Origin of the sequence: Methylobacterium sp. (genome assembly GCF_019750675.1) — a bacterium.
Classification (GTDB): domain Bacteria; phylum Pseudomonadota; class Alphaproteobacteria; order Rhizobiales; family Beijerinckiaceae; genus Methylobacterium.
In genome coordinates this window covers 1-22,280 of sequence record NZ_JAIEOF010000347.1, presented here as the reverse complement: position 1 = coordinate 22,280, position 22,280 = coordinate 1, and the positions used below count along the sequence as shown (strand labels likewise).

The following is a 22,280-nucleotide window of genomic DNA, read 5'->3' as shown; positions in this document are numbered from 1 at the left end:
GACATCCCGCATCAGGACCAGCCCCGCTTGCCGCTGGCCAGCAGCCAGAGAAAGAAGGGCGCGCCGATGAGCGCGGTGAGGATGCCCAGCGGCACCTCGATGGGGGCGATGGTGCGGGCCACGAGGTCGACGGCGAGGAGGTAGCCCGCCCCCAGGATCAGGGAGGCCGGCAGCAGGCGCCGGAAGTCCGGGCCCACCAGCAGGCGGGCCACGTGCGGCACCAGGAGGCCGATCCAGCCGATCACCCCCGTCACCGAGACGGCGGCGGCAGTGACCAGGGTCGCGGCCGCGATCAGGACCGGGCGCAGGGCGCGGGTCTCGACGCCGAGCGCCCGGGCCTCCTCCTCGCCGAGACTTATCAGGTTCATGCGCCAGCGCAGGAGCACCAGGGGCACGAGGCCGATGAGGATGGCGGGCAGGATGGCGGCGACGTCCCCGAGGCTGGCCGAGGCGAGGCTGCCCAGCAGCCAGTAGGTGATCGCCGGGAGCTGGTTGTAGGGGTCGGCCAGAACCTTGAGGAGCGAGATGGCCGAGCCCAGCACCGCGCCGATGGCGACGCCCGCGAGGACGAGGGTCAGGACCGGATCGTGCCGGCGCACCGCCGCGCCCACGGCGTAGACAGCGGCCACCGCCCCCAGCCCGCCCGCGAAGGCGAGGCCCTGGATGGCCGCCACCGGCAGGGCGAGGAAGATGCCCAGCACCGCCCCGAGGCTGGCCCCCGCCGAGACGCCGAGGATGTCCGGCGAGACCAGGGGATTGCGGAACAGGCCCTGGTAGGTCGCCCCCGCCGCCGCGAGGCCCGCCCCCACCACCAGGGCGGCGAGGATCCGGGGCAGGCGCACCTGCAGGACGACGATCTGCATCGCCGGCTCGGCCCGCACCGGCAGGCCGAAGAGCTTTCCGGCGAGGATTCCGAACACGTCGCCGACGGGCACGGAGTAGCGCCCGGTGGCGAGCGCCAGCACGACCAGGGCGAGAAGTCCCAGTATCGGGAGCAGGACCGGGAGCACTGCCGGCAGCCGGTGCCCGCTCCGCGTGTCAGCGGCACCCGGCGGCGGGCCAAGCGCCGGACCGGCCTCGCGCTCCGGCGTCACGGGGTCCGGCCGCCCGTCGCGCCCGACAGAAGCGTCTCGACCTGCCGGGCGTCGAGCTCCACATGGTAGAACCGCCGGTAGAAGTCCCGCGTCGCGTCGTCGAGCGCCTGCGGGAACAGATCCGGGTAGAGCACGTGCGCGAGCCAGCGGATGCCGATCAGGCGGTTGGCGCCGGGGGGCGCGTCGAACCAGCCGAAGGGCAGGGCAGGGGCCTGGTAGACGCGCCCCGCGCGCACCGCCTCGAGGCCCGACCAGAGCGGATCGGCGGCGATCCCGGCGCGAAAGCCCGCATCCTGGGTGAGGATCACGTCCGGGTTCCAAGCCAGGACCTGCTCCGGCGAGACCGCGGCCAGCCCCCCGGGACCGGCGGCCGCCGCGACGTTGCGGGCGCCGACGACCTCCAGCAGTTCGAGGTTGATCGAGCCGGAGAGCCCGGTCTCGAGCCCCTTCGGCCCACGGGCATAGTACACGCGCGGGCGCCGCGCCTCCGGCACCGTGGCGACCACCCGGGCCACGTCGGCCACGATGGCCTCGGCGGAGGCCGCGAGGTCGGCGGCGGCGGCTTGCGCGCCGATGAGCGCACCGAGCTGCCGGTAGCTCTCGGCGGTGCGCGAGAAATGCCCGTCGAGGAGCACGTAAGGGATACCGGTCTGGGCCTGCACCCGGTCGGCGAGGGAGGCGTAGGTCGGGGCGGTGCTGCCGACATCGACGATCAGATCGGGTTTCAGGGCGAGGACCGCTTCGACGTTGGCGGTCCCGCCGCGCCCGGTCAGGCGCCCCGTGGCGGGCAAGTCCCGGACGCCGGGCGCGAGGAAGGGCCTCTCCTCTGCGGTGGGGCTGCGGATCCAGCCCAGCATCCGGTCGGGTGCGAGGGTGTAGAGCAGAACGGAGGCCGGCGGGCCGGCGGCCAGGATGCGCAGCGGACGCTCGGGCACCTCCACCACCCGCCCGGCCGCATCCGTGAAGGGCCGGGCCCAGGCCGGCGCGGCGGCGCCCCCGATCACGAGGGCGATCCCCGCGAGGACCGACCGCCGGGCGGGGCCGGGCCGCGCGCGACGGGGCAGGCAGGTGGGCAGGCGCATGCGGTCTTCCGGGAGATGCCGTCCAGGCCGAAGGTATCTAGGCGGACGTATCTAGGCGGCTTGCCCCCGGCCAGCCATCGCCGAGCCGAAGGTCGGCGTCGGTTTGTCCCGAATGTGCGCGAAACCCGGCCCGCCGCTCACGCCGCGTCGGCCAGCGGGAGGAGGGCCGCGTCGCCCCGGGGCTCGGTGGGAACGGGCGGGCGGTCCGTCCCGAGTTGGGCGATGAGGTCGGCCAGGCGCTCGGACAGGCCATTCGACATGTCCGATAGGTCGGAGAGGCCGTAGGCGAGGTCAAGGGCGGGCATGATGCTGCGCAGGAAGGTCGGGGGTGCCCGCAGGGGCGCCGGGGGCGGCGCCTCTCCCTCGGCGACCGGCCACAGGAGCGTTGCGAAGGTGTCTGGCGCGGGGGCGAGCATGGGGTCCGTGCGTGTGCGGGGCACGCCGACGCGAAGGGCGGCGGCCGGTTCGGCACGCCCGCCCTCGCGAGGGCCGCCCAAGCTAGGCCATATCACTTGAACCGGAGGTGAAGCGGCCTCGCGCCGGGAACTCCGGATGTCGGATTTCCGCCCCGTCAGTCCTCCAGCGCCATCAGGCTCGCGTTCCCGCCGGCGGCGGCGGTGTTGATGGAGACCGAGCGCTCGGCCAGGAGGCCGAGGGGGTCGTAGTCCCGGCCCGCCGCCAGGGCCTCGACGTCCAGGGACTGGAGCGCCACGATCGGTCCCGCCCGCGCGGCGAGCCGGCGGGCGAGGGCGGTGCGATCCGCCCGGTCGCCCGCGTGGAGCACCACCCGCAGGTCCGGAATGTCGTCGAGGTCGGCGGCGAACCCGATCGCGGCTCCGGCAGGCAGGCCGCGCAGGTGCCCGGCCGCCTGCGGACCGATCGCGACGGCCCGGTTGCCGGTGGCGAGGATCAGCCCGACCTGGAGACGGAGCGCGACGGGCGAAGACGCCATGGCGGCGACGAGACCCCGCGGGCGCAGGGCGTAGAGGTTGCGCTCCCCCACCGGACCCGGCAGTTCCACCTCGGTTCCGGGCCCGACGCGGGCGCAGAGGGCCGCGATCCGGGTGGCGAGATCGGCTTGGCCCGTATCCCTCAGCCAGTCCGCATAGGCCCGGGCGGCCGGGATCTCGGGGGCGGGCGCGCCGGTTCCGACGGGCGGCGGATCGGCCAGCAGGCGCCGCAGGGCGAGGGGACCGCCCGCTTTCGGGCCCGTGCCCGAGAGGCCGGTGCCGCCGAAGGGCTGCACGCCCACCACCGCCCCGACGATGTTGCGGTTGACGTAGAGGTTGCCCGCCTCGATCCGGTCGAGCACCCGCGTCATCGTCTCGGTGATCCGGGTGTGCAGGCCGAAGGTGAGCCCGTACCGGGTGGCGTTGATGTGCGCGATCAGGCGATCGAGATCCGCGCGCGGGTAGCGCAGCACGTGCAGGACCGGGCCGAACACCTCCCGCTCCACGTCGGCGACGTCCGCGATGGCGATCAGCGTCGGGGCCACGAAGCTGCCCCGGTCCGCCTCGGGCGGCAGCGGTGCCTCGACGATCCGGTGGCCGCGCACCCGCATGGCCTCGACATGCGCGCGGATGCCGCGCTGCGCCTCGGCGCCGATGACCGGGCCGACATCCACCGAGAGGCGCCGGGGGTCGCCGATCTCGAGTTCCCGCAGCGCCCCCTCCAGGAGGGCGAGGATGCGGTCGGCCCCCTCCTCCTGCAGGCAGAGGATGCGCAGGGCCGAGCAGCGCTGCCCGGCCGAATCGAAGGCGGAGGCGACGACGTCGGCCACCACCTGCTCGGGCAGGGCGGACGAACCCGCCACCAGGGCGTTCTGCCCCCCGGTTTCGGCCACCAGCGGCACCGGGCCCCCGTCCGCCGTCAGGCGCTCGGACAGGGTGCGGTGGATTTCGCCCGCTACCATCGTGGACCCGGTGAACAGCACGCCCTGCACCCGCGCATCGGCCACCAGGGCAGCGCCGACCGCGCCCGCCCCGGGCAGGAGGCGCAGGGCCTCGATGGGGATGCCGGCCGCGTGCAGGAGGCGGACCGCCTCGGCGGCGACCAGCGGCGTCTCCTCGGCGGGCTTGGCGAGAACCGTGTTGCCGGCCGCGAGGGCGGCGGCGACCTGCCCCGTGAAGATCGCGAGCGGGAAGTTCCAGGGCGAGATGCAGACGACCGGCCCGAGGGGGCGCGGCCTGCCCGCCCCCGCCAGGCGCTCGCCCTCGGCCGCGTAGTAGCGCAGGAAATCGACCGCCTCCCGCACCTCCGCCACGGCCGCGGCCGAAGTCCTGCCGGCCTCGCGCACGATGAGCCCGACCAGGACCGGCATCCGCGCCTCGAAGGCGTCCGCCGCGCCCCGCAGCGCCTGCGCGCGGACGGAAGCCGGCGTGGCGGCCCAGGCCCCGGCGCCGTCGCAGACGGCGTTGAGGGCGGCGGCGATGTCGGCGGCCTCGGCGGCGCGGACATGGCCGACCACATCGTTCCGGTCAGCCGGGTTGCGGACGGGCTCGGCGGCCGCCTCCGGCGGGTGGCCGGACGGGGTCGCCGTCCAAGTCAGGCCCGCGCTCGCCGCGAGGCATTCCCTCAAGGCCGCGAGGGCGGCCTCGTCGGAGAGATCCAGCCCGGCGGCGTTGCGGCGCACGGGTCCGAACAGGTCCGGCGGGCGGACGATGCCCGGATGCGGCGCACCCGGCGTCGCCATGGCGCGGACCACGGCCACGGGGTCGGCGATCAGGGCCTCCACCGGCACGGTCGCGTCCGCGATGCGGTGGACGAAGGAGGCGTTGGCGCCGTTCTCGAGGAGCCGGCGCACGAGGTAGGCGAGCAGGGTCTCGTGGGTGCCGACCGGCGCGTAGATGCGACAGGGCCGATCCAAGCGGTCGGCGCCCACCACCGCCTCGTAGAGCGGCTCGCCCATCCCGTGCAGGCACTGGAACTCGTAGTCGCCGGGGCGGAAATCCGGTCCCGCCATTTCCAGGATGGCGGCCAGGGTCTGGGCGTTGTGGGTGGCGAATTGCGGGAACACCGCGTCGCGGGCCGCCAGCAGCTGGCGGGCGCAGGCGAGGTAGGAGACGTCCGTGTGCGCCTTGCGGGTGAAGACGGGGTAGTCCGCCAGACCCTCCACCTGGGCGCGCTTGATCTCGGTGTCCCAGTAGGCGCCCTTGACGAGGCGGACCATGAGGCGCCGCCCCGCGCGCCGGGCGAGGTCGACCAGCCAGTCGATCACGAAGGGGCAGCGCCGGCCGTAGGCCTGGACCACGAAGCCGAGACCGTCCCAGCCGGAGAGATCGCGGTCGAGGGCCAGGGCTTCCAGGATGTCGAGGGAGAGGTCGAGGCGGTCGGCCTCCTCGGCATCGATGTTGAGGCCGATGTCGTAGTGCCTGGCGAGGCGCGCCAGCGCCTTCACCCGGGGCAGGAGTTCGGCCAGCACCCGCCCGCGCTTGGTCCGGACGTAGCGCGGGTGCAGGGCCGAGAGCTTGATGGAGATGCCCGGCCCCGCCTGGATGCCGCGCCCCTTCGCGGCCTCCCCGATGGCGTGGATCGCCTCCCGGTAGGCGTCCTCGTAGCGCGCCGCGTCCGCGGCGGTGGCCGCCGCCTCGCCGAGCATGTCGTAGGAGTAGGTGAAGCCCCTGGCCTCCATCCGGCGCGCCCGGCCCAAGGCCTCCGCGATGGTCTGGCCGGTGACGAACTGCTCGCCCATCAGGCGCATGCCGAGATCCACGCCCCGGCGGATCAGCGGCTCGCCGCCCCGCCCGATCAGGCGCGTCAGCGCGGCGCCGAGCCCGGCCTCGCTGGTGGTCGCGGTGAGCCGACCCGTCACGAGCAGCCCCCAGGTCGCCGCGTTGACGAAGGGCGAGGGGCTGTGGCCGAGATGCGCCTGCCAGTTCCCGGTCCCGATCTTGTCGCGGATCAGCGCGTCGCGGGTCGCCGCGTCGGGGATGCGCAGCAGCGCCTCGGCGAGGCACATCAGGGCGACGCCCTCCTGGCTCGAGAGGTCGTATTCGCGGATCAGCCCCTCGACGCCCCCGCGCCGCGCGCTGCCCCGCAGGGTCTCGACGAGGTGGCGGGCCGTCGCGGCGACCCGCGCCGCCGCCTCGGGGGGCAGCGCGGCCCGTTCGAGGAGCGGCGCCAGGCATTCGGCCTCGGGGCGCCGGTAAGCCGCCACGATGGCGGCCCGCAGGGCCGAGAGCGCCGGCGGGTCGTCCTGGAAGACCCACCCCGCGTCGGCGTCGCCCCGGGGCGAGGGCGGGGGGCTCGGCGCTGTCGGCATGGCGGGGCTCATGACGGGGCTCACTGCATCCGGCCCGAGTGTAGGCCCGACGGCGCCGCGTTGGTATCCCGCCGATGAGTCAAACCGCCGCGGCGGCCCCCGGCGACCCGGGCGTCCCGCAGGCGGTGCAGTAGCGCTCGAAGGTGCTCTTGCGGTGAGTGCAGGCGGGGCAGCGCGCGAACAGGCCGATGCCGCAATGCGGGCAGAAGTTCGTCTCCGGATTGGCCAGATCGATGGGGCGCTCGCAGCCGGGGCAGGCCTTCTTGGCGAGGCGCAGCAGGGCCTGGTCGGTGGCGATCTCGGTCCGGCGCTCCGCATCCGGGCGGGCCTCGTCCGCCTTCTGGCGCTCGTTGTAGGCGTGCAGCGCGTTGATTACCGCGCGCCCTCCCAGCACCGTGACGATGATCCCGACGCCGTACTGCACGTAGCCGCCGTAGCTCGGCATGTAGGGCACGAGTTCGACGAAGAATGCGAAGGCCGCCGCGATGGCGAAACCCCAGACGAAGGGCCAGTTGCGGCTGCGCCGCCGCGTCCGCAGCAGCCATCCGGCGAGGGCCAGCATCGGCAGGGTCAGGGCGAGGCGGTAGCCGAACACCCGCATCTCCTGCCCGCGCATGGCCGCGTCGCGCTTGGCCTCGGCGGCCCCGCGCAGGTCGGCCTCGATGCGCTCCTGCTCGGTCTCCCGCTCGGAGAGGTCGAGCCCGGTCTTGGCCAGGGCTTCCAGCCGCTCCTCGATGGCGCGCTCGGCCGCCTTGAGGGCGTCGAGGCGCTTCGTGCGCTCGATCAAGCCGGGATCCTGGTCGACGCGCTGGGTCGCATCCCGGGTCTTGAGCCAGTTGGTGAAGGTCTGGCGGGCGCTCTCGGAGGCCGCGCGGGCGGCCTCCAGGGCCAGTTCCCCCTGCTCGGAGAGGCGCCGCAGGTCGGCGCGCTCGCGGCGAATCCGCGTGAGGGCGGCGGCCGTGGCTTGCGCCCGGTCCTGCTCCAGGAACTGCTCTGTGGTGTAGCGCTGCTCCACCCGGGGCAGGTCCCCGACCAGGAGCGAGCCGAGCCCGATGAGGAAGACCGCGAAGGCGATCGCCACGAGCCAGAGAACGAGGTTGAACCACCGTTCCGACAATCGGGAGCCAGATCTCATCGTGCGGCCTCGTCGGGGTCGGGGCGATGCCGCGGCGCGCGGAATCCGTCCCCGTCCAACCCTTCGCCGCGATCTGTGCGACAGAATCGTGCCTTCGCGTAGCCCCGACGTGGCCGCTCCGAAGCCGCGCATCCCGGCGGGTGCGGCCCGGCACGCATGTCCACTTGCGCTTATAGATTATATTCGTAATTTATCAGGAAGCCGGTGGCCGGCGTGGCCGCCGATCCAGGAGCCTTCCCGTGTCGACATCCCAACCGAAGACCGCCATCGTCACCGGAGCCTCCTCGGGCATCGGCCTGGCGACGGCCAAAGCGCTGAGCGCCGCGGGCTACCGCGTGTTCGGCACGAGCCGGACGGCGGCGTCCCTGCCGGGCGTGGCGATCCCGATGCTGACCTGCGACCTCACCGACGAGGCCTCGGTCGCGGCCCTGGTGGAGCGCGTGCGCGGCGAGACCGGGCGGATCGACCTCCTCGTCAACAACGCGGGCTTCGGCCTCAGCGGGGGCGCCGAGGAATCCTCGGTGGCGCAGGCGAAGGACCTGTTCGACGTCAACCTGTTCGGCGTCATCCGGACGACCCGGGCCGTGCTGCCGGCGATGCGGGCGGCGGGGGGCGGGCGCATCGTCAACATCAGTTCCGTCCTCGGGCTGATGCCGGCGCCCTACATGGCGCTCTACGCGGCGAGCAAGCACGCCCTCGAGGGCTACTCGGAATCCCTCGACCACGAGGTGCGTGGCCAGGGCATCCGCATCGTCCTCGTCGAGCCGGCCTATACCCGCACGGCCTTCGACCGGAACCAGATGGCGCCGGACGCGCAACTCGACCTCTACGCCCAGGCGCGCGCCGACGCGGAGCGGACGCTGCGCACGGTCATGGCGACGGCCGACGCGCCGGAGGTGGTGGCCCGGATCGTGGTGGCGGCGGCCACCGCGACGGCACCGCGCCGGCGCTACACCGCCGGCAAGGTCGCCCGGCAGGTGAGCCTGCTGCGCCGGTTCGCGCCGGCGGGCCTGTTCGACCGGAGCCTGCGCAAGCAGATGGGGCTCGCCGGCTGACGGCGGTCCCGGACCTCCCCCCGGTCTCAGGCCCCGGAGGTCCGGATCGCCCGGCGGGCGACCACGAGGGACAGGGCCACGTTGAGGGCCGCCACGGCGAGCATCAGGTCCAGCAGCACGTCGAGCCCGAGCCATGCGCCGAGATAGCCGCAGGCGAGGGGCGTCGCGGCCTGGCCCAGGAGCGGCATCCGGGCGAGGCGCCCCATCACGGCGGCGTAGTCCCCCTGGCCGAAGAGGGCGAGCGGCAGGGTGCCGCGCACCACGGTGCGCATGCCGTTGCCCGCGCCGTACAGGACGATGCCGGCCCAGGCGAAGCTTGGGGCGAAGGCCAGGATGAGGATGCCGAGGCCGACGCTCCCGCTCGACACCAGCAGGGCCCAGACCGGATGCGCCCGCCGCCCGAACAGGAGTTCGAGGATGCGGGCACCGACCTGCGAGGGGCCGATCAGGGTGCTCAGGGCGACCGCCGTCCCGGCCGCCACTCCCTTGGCCTGCAGGATGAGGAGCAGTTGCACCGAGATTGCGGTCATGATCACCGCCGCGCTGGTGAAGGTGACGGCGAGGATGCGCTCGCCCGGCAGCGGCCCCCGGCCCGCCGGGCTCACCAGGGGCGCCGCGCCGGTCTCGGGCGCCACGACCTTCGCCACGGGCCCCGCGGTGCCGGTCTGAGCCGGAAGCGCCCAGGCGAAGAGCGGAACCACCACGAAGGCCGCGAGGCCTGCGTAGACGAGGCAGGTGCCCCGCCAGCCGACCGTCTCGACGAGGAAGCTCGAGGCCGGCCAGCACAGGGTGATGGCGAAGCCCGAGGCGATCGCGATCTGGGTCATCGCCCCGCGCGCCGAACTCCCGTAGGCCTGCCCGATGGCGGCGAAGAGCGGGTCGTAGAGGGCGCCGGCCATGCCGATGCCGGTGACCACCCAGGCCCCCAGGAAGACCGGCAAATTCGGCGCCAGCGCCATCAGAACCTGCCCGAGGGCGATGACCAGGGCGCCCGCCATCAGCACCGGGCGTCCGCCATGGCGCCGGATCATCCGCCCGACCCAGGGCGAGAGCAGGCCCGAGACCAGGATCGCCAGGGACAGGGCCCCCACCACCACGCCCTGCGGCCAGCCGGTCGAGCGCACGATCGGCTCGGCGAGCACGGCCATCAGGAAGAACGAGCCGCCCCACAGGAGGATCTGGGTGACGCCGAGCGCCGCGTTGCCCGCCAGGGTCGGGGCACTCGGCGGCGGGCGGGCCGGGGACGGGTCTGGCACGGTTCGGGTCTCCTGGGCACCCGCGACCGGGTCCGGACCCTGCGTGTTTGCCCCCGTTCGGGGATGCGCGAAACCCGGTCGGGCCGGATGACCGCCCCATCCCCGGGCACCTGTCAGGGATGCGGCAGGGCGCCGTGGGGCAGTGGCGCCTCGTCGGTGGCGCCGACGAAGCGTCCGAAGACCCGGCCGAGGAGCGCGCCGAGGCTGTCCATCAGCAGGAACACCGCCGGCACGAAGACCAGCGAGAGCAGGGTCGAGACGATCAGGCCCGCGATCACCGCCACCGCCATGGGTGCGCGGAACTCGCCGCCGACGCCGAGGGCCATGGCCGAGGGCACCATGCCGGCCGCCATGGCGATGGTGGTCATCACGATGGGCCGCGCCCGCTTGCGACCCGCATCCACGATGGCGGTGACCCGGTCGACGCCGCGGGCCATCTCCTCGACGGCGAAGTCGACGAGCATGATGGCGTTCTTCGTCACCAGCCCCATCAGCATCAGGATGCCGATCACCACCGGCATCGAGATCGGCATGTTGAGGATCAGGAGGCCCAGGATCGCGCCGCCGATGGAGAGCGGCAGCGAGAACAGGATGGTGAGCGGCTGCAGGAACGAGCCGAACAGGAGCACCAGCACGGCGTAGACCATCATGATCCCGGCCCCCATCGCCATGAGAAAGCCCGAGAACACCTCGGCCATGATCTCGGCGTCGCCCGTCTGCCGGATGGTGACGCCCGGCGGCAGGTTCTTCGCGGTCGGGGTCTCCAGCGCCTGGGCGATGAGCGAGCCGAGCGCGTCGGAGCCCTCCATGTTGGCCTCCACGGCCACGCGCACCACCCGGTCGTAGCGCTCGATGGCGCCGGGGCCCTGGTCGAGCTCGATGTCGGCCACCGCCGCGAGCGGCACGGCGGCGCCGTTCTTGGCCGGCACCTTGAGGTTCTCGAGGCGCGAGACCGCGCCGCGGGCGCTCTCGGGCAGCTGCACCCGGATCGGGATCTGGCGGTCGGGCGCGTTGAACTTGGCCAGATTCAGGCCGATGTCGCCGATGGTGCCGACCCGCACGGTCTCCGCGATGGCGTCGGTGGAGACGCCGAGATCGGCGGCCGCCCCCGCCTTCGGGCGGATGCGGACCTCGGTGCGGTTGAGGGGGGCCGTCGACATCACCGAGACGAGGTGGGGAATCGCCGCCATGTCGCGCTGGAGCCTTGCGGCGACCTCCGTGACGACGTCGACGTCGGGGCCGCCGACCACGAGGGCGAGGTCGCGCTGGCCGCCGTCGCGCAGGGTCCAGGAGCGGATATCGGGCTCCTGGGCGAGCAGGCCAGCGATTTCGGTCTCGATGGCGGCCTGTTTGCGGGCGCGCTGGTTCTTCGGCGTCAGGTTGACGATGAGGGTGGCGAGCCGGGTCTCCCGCTTGCCGCCGGCCTGGCGGCCGCCGTCGACGAAGACCGAGACCACCTCGGGGAGGGCGCGGATGCGCGCCACCACCCGGTCGGAGACCGCCACGGTGTCGGGCAGGCGGGCGCCGGGGGCGAGCTCGACCATGAACAGCGTGCGGGCATTGTCCTGCTTGGGCACGAACCCCGAGGGCAGCAGCCCCGTCGAGGCGAGCGAGCCGGCGAACAGCGCGAGGCCGACGATCAGCGTGACGACACGGTGGCGCACCGACCAGCCGACGAGGCGCCCGTAGGCGCGCATCACCGGGCCCTCCCGCGCCTCGGCATGGCCGTGGTCGCGCAGGAAGTAGGCGGCCAGCATCGGGGTGATCAGGCGCGCGACCAGGAGCGACATGAACACCGAGACCGCGATGGTGAGGCCGAACTGCATGAAGTAGCGGCCCGCGATGCCGCCCATGAACGAGACCGGCGCGAACACCGCGATCAGGGTCGCGGTGATGGCGATGACGGCGAGCCCGATCTCGTCGGCCCCCTCGATGGCGGCGCGGTAGGGCGATTTGCCGAGCCGCATGTGCCGGACGATGTTCTCGATCTCCACGATGGCGTCGTCGACGAGGATGCCGGTGACCAGCGTGATGGCCAGCAGGCTGATCCCGTTGAGGGTGAAGCCCATCGCGTCCATCGCCCAGAAGGTGGGGAAGACCGAGAGCGGCAGGGCGATGGCGGCGATCAGCGTCGCGCGCCAGTCCCGCAGGAACAGGAACACCACGAGCACGGCCAGAGCCGCCCCCTCGATCAGGGTGTGCATGGCCGAATCGTAGGAGCCGATGGTGGCCGAGACCGAGGAATCGATGGTCTCGAACCGGATGTCCGGATAGTCGGCCTGGAAGGCCGCGATGCGCTTCTCGACGCCTGCCGCCACCTCGGCGTCGCTGGCACCCGAACCGCGCGAGACCGCGAAGGCCACCACCGGCTCGCCGTTGAAGCGCGCGAAGGTGCGGGGCTCCTCGATGGCGTCCTCAAGGGTGGCCAGTTCGTCGAGGCGCACCTTGCGGCCGCCGGGCAGGATGATCGAGGTGGCCTTGAGGTCGCGTAAGGAACGCGAGGCGGCCAGCGTCCGGATCGACTGCTCGCGCCCGCCCACCTCGCCGCGCCCGCCCGCCATGTCGGCGGAGGTGAGGCGCAGCTGCCGGTTCACGTCGGCCGCCGTGATGCCGAGCGCCAGCAGGCGATCGGGCAGCAGGGTGACGCGCATCTCGCGGGCGACGCCGCCGACGCGCTCGACGCCGCCGACGCCCTTCACGCCCTGGAGCGCGCGGGCGACCTTGTCCTCCACGAACCAGGACAGTTCGGCGGGCGTCATGCCGGGCGAGGTCACGCCGTAGATCAGGATCGGCAGGCCGGTGATCTCGACGCGCTGGATCACCGGCTCGTCGATGGTGCGCGGCAGGTTGATGCGGATCTTCGAGACCGCATCCTTCACGTCGTTGACGGCCCGGTCGGTGTTCACCTCCAGGCGGAACTCGACCGTGGTGACGGAGGAGCCCTCCGTGATCGCCGAGGTGATGTGCTTGACCCCGCGCACGCCGGCGATCGAGTCCTCGACCCACTTCGTGACCTGGGTCTGGAGTTCGGCGGGGGCCGAACCGCTCTGCGTGATCGTCACCGAGACGATGGGCACGTCGACGTTCGGCATCCGCGTGACCGCGAGGCCGCGGAAGCTGACGAGGCCGAGCACGATCAGCACCAGGAACAGCACGAGGGGCGCGATGGGATTGCGGATCGCCCAGGCGGAGATGTTCAGGCGCATGGGGGGGCTCGGAGGAGGTTGCGTTCAGGGTTCATGGGCGGGTCGATCGGCGCGCATTCTCCCTCCCCATAAGGGGAAGGCGTGCGGCATCCGCTCAGGGCGCGCCCGCCTCGGCGGTCTCGCGCGGGGAGGGCGCGGCGGCCACGGCCGGCGCCTGTACGGCCAGGGCCACCGGGCGGACCCGGTCGCCGTCGCGCAGGAAGCTGCCGGCCCGGGCCACCACGCGCTCGCCGTCGGCGAGCCCGGCGCGGATCTCGATGTCGTCGTCGTCGGACAGGCCGGTGCGGACCTCGCGGGCCTCGACCACGTCGTCGGCGACCACCAGGACGGTGCTGCGCTTGGCCCCGCCGTAGAGCACGGAGGCCTGCGGAACGGTCACGCCCCGGGTGCGGGCGAGTTCGACGGCGCCCCGCGCGAAGGTGCCGATGCGCAAGCGCGGGTCCGGCTCCAGGCGGATGCGGACCTTGCCGAGGCGGGTCGCGCGGTCGACCTCCGGGTAGACGGTGCGCACGCTGCCGGGCAAGCGGACCCCGTCGCCGAGGTCGATCCAGGCCGGGGCGTTCTCGCGCAGCTGCGGCAGCCTGGTCTCGATGACCTCGCCCTCCAGTTCGATCTCCCCCCGGGCGATCAGGCGGAACAGCGGCTCGGCCGTGGCGGAGGCGGCCAGACCCACCCGGGCGGTGCGGCGGCTGACGATGCCGGCCTCCGGCGCGCGGATCTCGGTGCGGGCCAGACGCAGGTTGAGTTCGTCGAGCACGGCCCGCGCCTGGGCGAGGTCGGCCCGCGCGATGCGCAGGCCGTTGCGCGCGAAGGCGAGCTTGCCCTCGGCCTGGCGCAGGGCGGCGGTGCGGCCCTCCATCACGGCCGCGGTGGCGTTGCCGGTCCTGAGGAGTTGCTGGGCCCGCTCGAAGGCGAGACGCGCCTCGGTTTCGGCGGCTTCCGCCTGCTCGATGCTGCTCTGGGCCTGCGGCACGGCAGCCTCGGCCTTCTCGACGAGGGCCGCCTGCTGGGCGAGCTGGCGGTCGATCAGGTCGCGCGAGAGGCGGGCGAGCACCTGGCCGCGGGCCACCCGGGCGCCTTCCTCCACCAGCACCTCGGTGACCCGGTAGCCCTCGATCTCGGGCGTCACCAGGATCTCGTCGCGCGGCACCAGGGTGCCGGTGACCACCACCGACTCGACGATCTCGCGCCGCTTGGCATCGACGACGCTGATCGTCGGCACGAGATCGGCTTTCGCCGACGCCGGGGCGGGGCTCGCCAGCACCGGCCGGGCCGGCAGCCCGAGGGCGAGGGCCAGCAAGACCGTGCCGAGGGCGAAGCGCGGATCGGTCATCGATGGGACTCCGGGGCGGCCTCGAGGATGGCGGGAAGCCGGCCGTCGAGCCCGGCTTCGATGAGGGCGCGGATCTGCGCGACGGCGCCGGCCATGTCGAAATCCGGCAGAATCGCCCGGCTGGCGACGACCCCGGTCATCTGGGGCGCCAGCAGGGCGTAGAGGGCTGCGGGATCGCAGGCGGGCGACGTGGCGAGCGCCGCGAATGTATCCTCGAACCAAGTCCGAGTCTCCGTTTCCGAAGCCTCGGTCAGATCCGCGATGGCTGGATTGCGGGTTCCTTCCGACCAGATTTCCAGGCGCAGGACCGCCTCGTCCCGGGTGAGGGCGCCGAAATACTGCTCCAGGACCCCGAACAGCGCGCCGCGCCGGTCGCCCTCGCGTTGCAATTGCGTGACGAGGAGGGCGCCCCCCTCGCGCTCGCGCTGCACGAGCCCCATCACCAGGGCCTCCTTGGAGCGGAAGTAATGGTAGAAGTTGCCCGCCGTCATGCCGGCCTCGCGGGCGAGGTCCTGCATCGTGGTGCGATGGAAGCCGTTGCGCACGAAGCAGGCGCAGGCGGCGTCGAGGATCTGTTCCCGGCGCGCGGCCTGGCCGGCGCGCGCGTCGATGAGGGTGCCGACCGGCGAGGCCATTCTCAGAGGACCTTTCCATCCGGTGCCGGGGCGACCACCCGGCAGGCGGCGATGGCGGCGTCCGCGTGGGCGCAGAGGCGGGCCTGCCAGCCCACCGAACCGTTGCCGGTCCAGGCGATCAGGGCGGCCCAGCCGAGGACCAGCACGGCCCCGAGCAGTAGGTGATCCGGCGCCACGAGCGCGCGCGCCTTCGCGACCAACACCTGAAACGGGAAATCCTCGTGGGTCCGCAGCATGGCAACCTCCAACCGACTCCATGTTCGTATTGAACGTTCATTCACTGGTCAATGAGCGTTCATTCTGGAGGTGCGCGGGGGCACCGCGATGCGGCCTCCGAGCCACAGGGGCAAACCTGCGGGCGGGGCCAACGTGTCAACGTGAAGCAAGCCGGAATCGGAACAGCCGAGGGCGACAGGGGTTCGACCAGACCCCCGCGGAGGACCCGGTCGACCCGGTCCGGATGTTCGGGACGCTCTTAGGCCCTCGGCTCGCGGCGTCCCGCCCGGCCCCGGCCGGTATCTCCGCTCCCCCATCCGAGGCCGTCCCTACCGTGTTGAAGCCCTTTCCCCGCGCGGGCGGTCCCGTCGCCCGCACCGACGGATTTCTCCCGATCGAAGCCTATGCGGCCATCGGCGAGGGTCGCTCGGTGGCGCTCTCGGGCGCGGACGGCTCGATCGACTGGTGGTGCTGCCCCAACCTCGACTCGCCGCCGCTGTTCGACCGCCTGCTCAGCCCGGAGGAGGGCGGCTACTTCGCGATCACGCCGGAGGCGCCGTTCACGTCCGAGATCGGCTACCGCGACGGCAGCAACGTCCACGAGACCGTCTTCACCACGCGGACCGGGCGGGCGCGCCTCACCGAGAGCCTGAACAGCGGCCCGGCCGGGCGCCTACCCTGGGCGGAACTCGCCCGCCGGATCGAGGGCCTGGAGGGGCACGTGCGCTTCCGGGTCTCGCTGGTGTTCGGCACGCGGGGCGACACGGCCGCCCCCTACCTCTCGGGCAACAGCAACGGTACCGCCTTCCACGTCGCCGGCATGATGGGGCTGTTCCGCACCAGCGACGGCGTCCGCATCGAGACGGAGAACGACCACACCATCGCGGGCTTCGTCGAGGTCCGGGCGGGCCAGCGCGAGGTCGTCGCCATCGTGGCGGCCGAGAACCAGCCCCTGGTGGTGGCGCCCATCGGCGAGATCGACGGGCGCATCGACGTGTCGTGCCAGGAATGGCGGGACTGGACCGAGCGGCTGGCCTATCGGGGCCGCTACGCCGAGCCCGTCCTGCGCAGCGCCCTGGCGCTGAAGCTGCTGCTCTACTCGCCCACGGGGGCCATCGCGGCGGCGGCCACGAGCTCCCTGCCAGAGGGCATCGGCGGCTCGAAGAACTACGATTACCGCTACGCCTGGATCCGCGATGCCGGCTACGTCATCAAGGCGTTCCTGCGGCTGGGGGCGCAAGCCGAGGCCAACGCGGCCCTGTCCTGGCTGATGCGCCATATCGGCGAGCATGGGGCGCAGGTTCTCTACACCCTGGAGGGCGGATGCGTGCCCGACGAGCGAGAGATCGACCTCGCCGGCTATCGCGGCTCGCGCCCGGTGCGCACCGGCAACGCCGCCACGGGCCAGCACCAGCACGGCATCTACGGCGACATCTTCGAGACCGCCGAGCGCTTCGTCGCCGACGGCAACATGCTCGACCTGCGCACCGGGGCGCTCCTCGCCGGGCTCGCCGACCAATGCGCCGAATCCTGGAAGCTGAAGGATGCGGGCATCTGGGAATTGCCGGAGCCCAAGCACTACACCGGCTCCAAGATCAGCTGCTGGCAGGCCCTGGCCCGGGCGGTGGAACTCGCCGATGGCGGACATCTGCCCGGCAGCTGCCGCGAGCGCTGGGCCCGCGCCCGCGACCGCGTCGCCGCCTGGATCGACGAGAACTGCTGGTCGGAAGCCCAGCAATCCTACGTCATGCATCCCGGCTCGGAGAAGCTCGACGCCTCCCTGGCGCTGGCCGTGCGCTTCCGCTTCGGCAACCCCGAACGGCTCGCCGCCACCTGCCGCGCCATCGACCGGGAACTCGGGCGCGGCCCCTACCACTACCGCTACACCGGCGCGCAAGCGGAGGAGGGCTGCTTCCTCGCCTGCACGTTCTGGCTCGTGGAGGCCAAGGCCTTGCTCGGGGAGACGGCGGAGGCTGAAGCCATGTTCGAGGCACTCGTGGCCGCCCTCGATCGGAATTCCGGCACCTATTCGGAGATGGCCGACCCGGTCACCGGTGCCTATCTGGGCAACCTGCCGCAGGGGCTGACCCACCTCGCCCTGATCCAGGCCGCCGCGACGCTGTCGGGCCTCGATCTCTGAAGGGCCGCCGCATCCGGCGGGAGCTTTGGTCGCAGATCCGACCCCCGTCCTGCCGCGTTGCCCGGGACCACGCCAGGAGACGGCAGCATGGCCAGCACAACCGACCACAAGACCACCGACCACAAGACCACGGACGTGACGACCTACGTCCTCAAGCAGGCCCTGGCCGCGCGGGTCGACGATCACGTGGAGATCGCGGTCGAGGCCGAGGACGGCACGACGTTCAAGATCCGGGCGACCTCCGACCAGCTCGACGCCCTGACGGGCGACCTCGAGACCATCCTCGAAGCCGACGACGCGGCCGCCTGACCCTCTCCGGGGCCCGCCGCTCGGCGGGCTCCTCCCTCGGAAGACAGCCACCGAAAGCGCCCCGCCGATGACCATCGATCCCCGTGACGCCGGTCCCCGGCCGCCCTTTCCCGGCGATCAGCAGCAGGAACGGCCGGGCCTGACCTCGCGGATGCGGCCGGCGCCCGACCACGGCGAGACGAGCTACGTCGGCAAGGGGCTTCTCACCGACCGCGTCGCCCTGGTGACCGGCGGGGATTCGGGCATCGGCCGGGCGGTGGCCATCGCGTATGCCCGCGAAGGCGCCGACGTGGCGATCTCGTACCTGCCCGTCGAGCAGTCGGATGCCGAGGACACCGCCGAATGGGTGCGCAAGGCGGGCCGGCGCGTCCTGCTCCTGCCCGGCGACCTGCGCGACCCGGCCCATTGCCGCGACCTCGTCGCCCGCACCGTGGCCGAACTCGGCGGCCTCGACATCCTCGTCAACAACGCCGCCGCGCAGGTAGTCAACGAAGGTCTCGACGACGTCACGCCGGAGGACCTCGAGGGCTCGTTCCGCGCCAACGTCTTCGCGATGCTCTACCTCGCCCAGGCGGCCGTGCCGCACATGAAGCCGGGCGGTTCAATCGTGAACTCCACAAGCCAGCAGGCCAAGGTCGCCGACAAGACCATGCTGGTCTACGCCTCCACCAAGGGCGCCATCGCGAGCCTGACCATCGGCCTGTCCAACCTGCTGGCGCCGAAGGGCATCCGGGTGAACTGCGTCGCGCCGGGCCCGGTCTGGACGCCGATCCAGCCCATCGTGAAGAGCCCCGAGCAGATCGAATCCCTCGGCTCCGACACGCCGCTGGGCCGCGCCGGCCAGCCGGCCGAACTCGCCCCCGCCTACGTGCTCCTCGCCTCGCGGGAGGGCAGCTACATGACCGGGGCGCTGGTGCCGGTCACGGGCGGCACGCCGATGTATTGAGGGGACGTGGGCATGGATCGCCGCGAGTCGGCTTTACAATCAGCACGGAAATTTCACACGTTTTTCGGAGATGACGCTAGACCCGTCTGACCCTGCCAAGGACGCGGCCAGCCGCGCGACGCATCCCGTTTCGCTTCACGCTCGGCGACCGGATCTTCGAGGACGAAGATCATTTAATCGTTCCCTCCGTCCGCGAGATCGACGGAGAGGAACGGTTCAACGTGATCGGAATCGTCGGCCAAAAGCTCTTTACGGGCGTGTTCGTCCATCGGTCCGGTCAGCCACGCAGGCGGCAGCCTGAGCCACCACCCGGGTCGCTTGTGCTCAGCGTCCCGCCTTCAGGAACGCCTCGGCGCTGCGCAGGCTGAGCGCCATGATCGTCAGGGCCGGGTTGGCGGCCAGCGAACTCGGGAAGGTCGAGCCGTCGCAGATCCAGAGGTTGGGAACCTCGAAGCTGCGGCCGGTGGGATCGACCACCGCCGTGTCGCCGTCGCGGCCCATGCGGCAGGTGCCGATGGTGTGGGCGACGCGCTCCAGGGTCCAGAGATCCGTGGCGCCCGCCGCCTCCCAGATCCGGTTCAGGAACCGGGTCGCGTGGGCGTTGAGGCGGGTCTCGTTCGGGCCGTAGCCGAAGCTGATCGCGGCCTTGCGCATGCCGAGCGCGTCGACCTCGTCGGAGAGCGTCAGCACGTTGGCGTCGCAGGGCAGGGTCTCGCCGTTGATGCCGATGCCCGCCATGTGGTTGTAGCGGGCGAGCTGGTCGGCGAGCGCCCGGCCCCAGAGCTTGCGGCCCCGCGCCAGGGAATTGGCGAAGGTGAGCGGCACCACGCCGAGGCTCTGGACGAGGTAGCCGCCGGCGAAGTCCGCGTCGGCCGGGCGGATCATGTCCTCGGTGATGAGCGAGGAGGGATAGCCCTTGTTCATCCGCATCTCGGGCGCGAACGTACCCCAGACCTGGGTGGCGACGTGACCCATGTAGTTGCGCCCGACCTGACCGCTGCCGTTGGCCAGATCGAGATGCAGTAGGAGGCGTGCGGATTCCACCGAGCCGGCGCACAGGAAGACGTTGCGGCAGGGCTGCCGATGGTCGATCCCGCCCTGGCGGTAGATCACCGCCGTCACCCGGCCGTCCTTCGCGCGCTCGATGCCGTGGACCCGGGCCTCGGCCCGGATCTCGGCGCCATGATGGACGGCGAGCGGCAGGTAGGTCACGTCCATGCTGGTCTTGGCGCCGGTGCGGCAGCCCTGGTGGCAGTAGCCGCAATTGATGCAGCCGGGCCGGGTGGGGCCGTGTTCCTGGGCGAAGGCGCGGGAGACCACCGCCGCCGGCGCGTCGGCGCAGCGCACGCCGAGGGTCGCGCAGGCGCTCGCCATGGCCTGGGCCGGGGCGTTGCGGGCAACGGGGCTCAGGGGATAGGCGCGGGTCTCGTCCCAGGGGTAGGCGGCCGGGCCGGAGACGCCGATGAAGGCTTCGACGCGCTCGTAGAACGGCACCAGTTCGGCGTAGTCCAGAGGCCAGTCGACGCCCTCGCCGGTCTCGCTGTGGAGACGCAGGTCGCGGGCATCGGCCCGCGGCGTGAAGGCGCCCCAGTGCAGGGTCGAGCCGCCGACGCCGGTCCCGCTGTTGTTGCCGCCGAAGGCCTCGGGCGTCGCGCCGCCGCTGATCCGCTCCTCGGTCCAGTAGATCTCGTCCGCCAGGGTCTCGTCGAAGGCGAACCCCTTCGGGTCGAAGTTCGGCCCGGCCTCCAGGGCGACGCAGGAAAGCCCGGCCTGGGCGAGGCGCGCCAGCAGGGGTGCGCCGCCCGCGCCGGTGCCGATCACCACCGCGTCGACGGTCTCGGAGGTAGCAAGGCGACGCATCGCATCGAGATTCATCGGACGGTCTCCGGGGGGGCGTTCGGTTCCCAGGCCTCGCGCTGGCCGATGCCGACCGCTTGGAAGCCGGGCAGGGGGTCGGTGTCGCCGCCGGCGCCGATGCCGCTGAAGTTCATGCGGGCCAGGGCGACCGGGTGGGCCAGATACGTGCGGGCCACGTCCGCGCGCAGGTCCTCGAACCAGAAGCCCATCTGCTCCGCATCGAGGTCGCCGGAGACGGCGCCCGATTCGAGGCTGCCGAGTAGGGCGTCCTGCGCGTCCGCAGCGAGGGCGACGAAGGGCGTGCCGTGCCGGGTCCGGGCAGCGGCGTCCAGGGTGCGCAGGGCGAGGCGGTAGGCCTCCGGGTCGGGAGGGAGCCGTGCGAAGCGCCAGCCGTCCCCGGCTCCGCTCGCCAGCCGCGCGTCGATGCGGGCGGCAAAGTCGATGGGGCCGGGACCGTCCTGCGGCAGCACCCGCGCGCAGGCCGCCCGCAGAATGGCGAGGCCGACGGGATCGAGGGCCCGGGGCTGGTAGGCGGGGTCGTCGGGTTCGGCGCGTGCCAGCAGGGCCTCGCGCAGGCGGGTATTCACCCGCTCGGAGCGGATCAGCGCGGCGTAGGCCTCCGGGATGGAAGGCGCCTCCGGCACGGCGGCGGTGGCGCCGTCGGCGAGGGCCAGCACCGCCTCCGCCACCGCGTCGGGGCGCTCCAGGGGGATGAGGTGCCCGGTGCCCTCCAGGGTCACCAGCCGGCCGCGCGCGAGGTGCGGTGCCGTCAGGGCGGCCTGGGCCGGCGCACCGAGATCGGCGTCCTCGGACCCCGCCAGGATGATCGCGGGCGTCCGCAGGACGCCGATGCGCGCGCTCCAATCCTCGCGGCTGCCGCCCGCGAGCCAAGCCTTCCAGGCGGCGGGATCGGCCCGGAGGACGTCCGCCACCGCGCCGTCGCGCAGCCGGTCGGGGAGGGATGCGCCGACATTGGCATCGACGAAGGCCCCGGCTTCGCGCGCTCGGGTCGCCGGATCGGCATCGATCCAGGCGGTCATCGCGGCGCGCTTGTCCTCGCTCATCGGCTCGGGGGAGGGCGGGGAACCGGCGAGGATCACCAGGCCTTCGAGGCCTTCGAGGCCCGGGGCGCCGTCCTCGGCCCGCCGGGCCAGGACGAGGGCGACCTTGGCGCCCATGCTGTTGCCCGCCAGCATCCAGCGGCGGGGGGCCGCCGCGCGAACGCGGTCCGCCACCGCGTCGGCCATGGCGGCGACGTCCCATCCGCGCGCCGCCTCCGCCCCGCCGAAGCCCGGCAGATCCAGGGCGATGCAGGTCACGCGCCTGGCGAGGCGCGCGGCGACCTGATCGAAGGCGCGGCCGCTCCCGCCGAGATAATGAAGGCCGAAAAGAACCGGTTGTCCGGGCGTCTGACTGGTCATGACCGGGGAAGTCGCGCGCGGCCGCGGCGCTTCAAGCCGACCCCGACGCGGCGTTCGGCAGCAGCCGGTGATAGGAACGATCTTCCACTCCAGCCAACCCACGGAGAACGACGACCTCCGCAGGGGCACGCGCGCCATCGCATGGCTTCGCGCAGAGAACCTCACGTTTCCGTGATGTGCTGGATTACCCGATCGAACCGCGGGTTCCGGCCCGCGCATGCGAAGGGGCCGCGCCTCGCGGCGCGATCCCGTACCAGGCCATCGGGAAGGTCCGCGAGTTCGCGGCTCAGCCGAGGGTACCGGCGCCGAAGGTGCCGTCGTTGAGGACCGAACG

At 72.8% G+C, this 22,280-nt stretch carries 16 protein-coding genes; 4 read left to right on the top strand and 12 right to left on the bottom strand.

All coding sequences use genetic code 11. From position 1 onward, the window contains the following. Window positions 1-11: 11 nt before the first annotated feature. From K2X24_RS17610 to K2X24_RS17590, 5 genes are all read right to left on the bottom strand, one after another. Window positions 12-1,019, bottom strand: coding sequence for an iron ABC transporter permease (locus K2X24_RS17610; RefSeq protein ID WP_292499643.1), 1,008 nt, complete (start codon window positions 1,017-1,019; stop codon window positions 12-14). A gap of 71 nt (window positions 1,020-1,090) precedes the next feature. Further along, entirely contained in the window at window positions 1,091-2,176 is a 1,086-nt protein-coding gene (locus K2X24_RS17605; protein WP_292499625.1) for an iron ABC transporter substrate-binding protein, read from the bottom strand. Between the two features lie 137 nt (window positions 2,177-2,313). Continuing rightward, window positions 2,314-2,592: a hypothetical protein gene (locus tag K2X24_RS17600; RefSeq protein ID WP_292499624.1), complete on the bottom strand. Its 279-nt coding sequence runs from the start codon at window positions 2,590-2,592 to the stop codon at window positions 2,314-2,316. A 155-nt stretch (window positions 2,593-2,747) separates the two neighbouring features. After that, window positions 2,748-6,437 (bottom strand): bifunctional proline dehydrogenase/L-glutamate gamma-semialdehyde dehydrogenase PutA, encoded by a 3,690-nt coding sequence (gene putA, locus K2X24_RS17595; protein ID WP_292499623.1) that lies wholly within the window; start codon window positions 6,435-6,437, stop codon window positions 2,748-2,750. Window positions 6,438-6,516: 79 nt separating this feature from the next. After that, a complete protein-coding gene (locus tag K2X24_RS17590) occupies window positions 6,517-7,572 on the bottom strand; it encodes a zinc ribbon domain-containing protein (RefSeq protein ID WP_292499622.1) in 1,056 nt (351 codons plus the stop codon). A 239-nt stretch (window positions 7,573-7,811) separates the two neighbouring features. Between K2X24_RS17590 and K2X24_RS17585 the strand changes: the two genes are divergently transcribed. After that, window positions 7,812-8,627, top strand: a complete 816-nt coding sequence (locus K2X24_RS17585; RefSeq protein WP_292499621.1) for an oxidoreductase — start codon at window positions 7,812-7,814, stop codon at window positions 8,625-8,627. Between the two features lie 26 nt (window positions 8,628-8,653). Here the strand turns inward: K2X24_RS17585 and K2X24_RS17580 are convergent, their stop codons facing one another. From K2X24_RS17580 to K2X24_RS17560, 5 genes are all read right to left on the bottom strand, one after another. Further along, the gene (locus tag K2X24_RS17580) at window positions 8,654-9,883 is read right to left on the bottom strand and encodes an MFS transporter (protein ID WP_292499620.1); all 1,230 of its coding nucleotides are present in this window, start codon (window positions 9,881-9,883) and stop codon (window positions 8,654-8,656) included. 113 nt (window positions 9,884-9,996) lie between these two features. Further along, entirely contained in the window at window positions 9,997-13,089 is a 3,093-nt protein-coding gene (locus tag K2X24_RS17575; protein ID WP_292499619.1) for an efflux RND transporter permease subunit, read from the bottom strand. Between the two features lie 94 nt (window positions 13,090-13,183). Further along, on the bottom strand, window positions 13,184-14,422 hold the full coding sequence (locus tag K2X24_RS17570) for an efflux RND transporter periplasmic adaptor subunit (RefSeq protein ID WP_292499618.1): 1,239 nt from the start codon (window positions 14,420-14,422) through the stop codon (window positions 13,184-13,186). Further along, on the bottom strand, window positions 14,419-15,057 hold the full coding sequence (locus K2X24_RS17565) for a TetR/AcrR family transcriptional regulator (protein ID WP_292499617.1): 639 nt from the start codon (window positions 15,055-15,057) through the stop codon (window positions 14,419-14,421). Before K2X24_RS17565 ends, K2X24_RS17570 begins: the two co-directional genes overlap by 4 nt. A gap of 2 nt (window positions 15,058-15,059) precedes the next feature. Next, the gene (locus tag K2X24_RS17560) at window positions 15,060-15,293 is read right to left on the bottom strand and encodes a hypothetical protein (RefSeq protein ID WP_292499616.1); all 234 of its coding nucleotides are present in this window, start codon (window positions 15,291-15,293) and stop codon (window positions 15,060-15,062) included. 314 nt (window positions 15,294-15,607) lie between these two features. Here K2X24_RS17560 and K2X24_RS17555 point away from each other — a divergent pair, with 314 nt between their 5' ends. The 3 genes from K2X24_RS17555 to K2X24_RS17545 all read left to right on the top strand — a co-directional run bounded on the left by K2X24_RS17555 (window position 15,608) and on the right by K2X24_RS17545 (window position 18,668). Then, window positions 15,608-17,413, top strand: a complete 1,806-nt coding sequence (locus tag K2X24_RS17555; protein ID WP_292499615.1) for a glycoside hydrolase family 15 protein — start codon at window positions 15,608-15,610, stop codon at window positions 17,411-17,413. Between the two features lie 87 nt (window positions 17,414-17,500). Then, on the top strand, window positions 17,501-17,722 hold the full coding sequence (locus K2X24_RS17550; RefSeq protein ID WP_292499614.1) for a hypothetical protein: 222 nt from the start codon (window positions 17,501-17,503) through the stop codon (window positions 17,720-17,722). Window positions 17,723-17,789: 67 nt separating this feature from the next. Further along, the gene (locus tag K2X24_RS17545) at window positions 17,790-18,668 is read left to right on the top strand and encodes an SDR family oxidoreductase (RefSeq protein ID WP_292499613.1); all 879 of its coding nucleotides are present in this window, start codon (window positions 17,790-17,792) and stop codon (window positions 18,666-18,668) included. Window positions 18,669-18,992: 324 nt separating this feature from the next. Here the strand turns inward: K2X24_RS17545 and K2X24_RS17540 are convergent, their stop codons facing one another. Both K2X24_RS17540 and K2X24_RS17535 read right to left on the bottom strand, forming a co-directional pair. Next, window positions 18,993-20,543, bottom strand: coding sequence for a GMC family oxidoreductase (locus tag K2X24_RS17540; RefSeq protein WP_292499612.1), 1,551 nt, complete (start codon window positions 20,541-20,543; stop codon window positions 18,993-18,995). Next, the gene (locus K2X24_RS17535) at window positions 20,540-21,946 is read right to left on the bottom strand and encodes an alpha/beta hydrolase (protein ID WP_292499611.1); all 1,407 of its coding nucleotides are present in this window, start codon (window positions 21,944-21,946) and stop codon (window positions 20,540-20,542) included. The genes K2X24_RS17540 and K2X24_RS17535 overlap by 4 nt, the downstream gene beginning before the upstream one ends. Between the last annotated feature and the right edge of the window lie 334 nt (window positions 21,947-22,280).

What these genes read in the sequence shown, in the direction of transcription:
- K2X24_RS17600 (WP_292499624.1), bottom strand. Translation starts at nt 2,592, where the DNA reads ATGCTCGCCCCCGCGCCAGACACCTTCGCAACGCTCCTGTGGCCGGTC.
- K2X24_RS17545 (WP_292499613.1), top strand. Translation starts at nt 17,790, where the DNA reads ATGACCATCGATCCCCGTGACGCCGGTCCCCGGCCGCCCTTTCCCGGC.
- K2X24_RS17590 (WP_292499622.1), bottom strand. Translation starts at nt 7,572, where the DNA reads ATGAGATCTGGCTCCCGATTGTCGGAACGGTGGTTCAACCTCGTTCTC.
- K2X24_RS17560 (WP_292499616.1), bottom strand. Translation starts at nt 15,293, where the DNA reads ATGCTGCGGACCCACGAGGATTTCCCGTTTCAGGTGTTGGTCGCGAAG.
- K2X24_RS17565 (WP_292499617.1), bottom strand. Translation starts at nt 15,057, where the DNA reads ATGGCCTCGCCGGTCGGCACCCTCATCGACGCGCGCGCCGGCCAGGCC.
- K2X24_RS17540 (WP_292499612.1), bottom strand. Translation starts at nt 20,543, where the DNA reads ATGAATCTCGATGCGATGCGTCGCCTTGCTACCTCCGAGACCGTCGAC.
- K2X24_RS17570 (WP_292499618.1), bottom strand. Translation starts at nt 14,422, where the DNA reads ATGACCGATCCGCGCTTCGCCCTCGGCACGGTCTTGCTGGCCCTCGCC.
- putA (WP_292499623.1), bottom strand. Translation starts at nt 6,437, where the DNA reads ATGCCGACAGCGCCGAGCCCCCCGCCCTCGCCCCGGGGCGACGCCGAC.
- K2X24_RS17605 (WP_292499625.1), bottom strand. Translation starts at nt 2,176, where the DNA reads ATGCGCCTGCCCACCTGCCTGCCCCGTCGCGCGCGGCCCGGCCCCGCC.
- K2X24_RS17575 (WP_292499619.1), bottom strand. Translation starts at nt 13,089, where the DNA reads ATGCGCCTGAACATCTCCGCCTGGGCGATCCGCAATCCCATCGCGCCC.
- K2X24_RS17535 (WP_292499611.1), bottom strand. Translation starts at nt 21,946, where the DNA reads ATGACCAGTCAGACGCCCGGACAACCGGTTCTTTTCGGCCTTCATTAT.
- K2X24_RS17550 (WP_292499614.1), top strand. Translation starts at nt 17,501, where the DNA reads ATGGCCAGCACAACCGACCACAAGACCACCGACCACAAGACCACGGAC.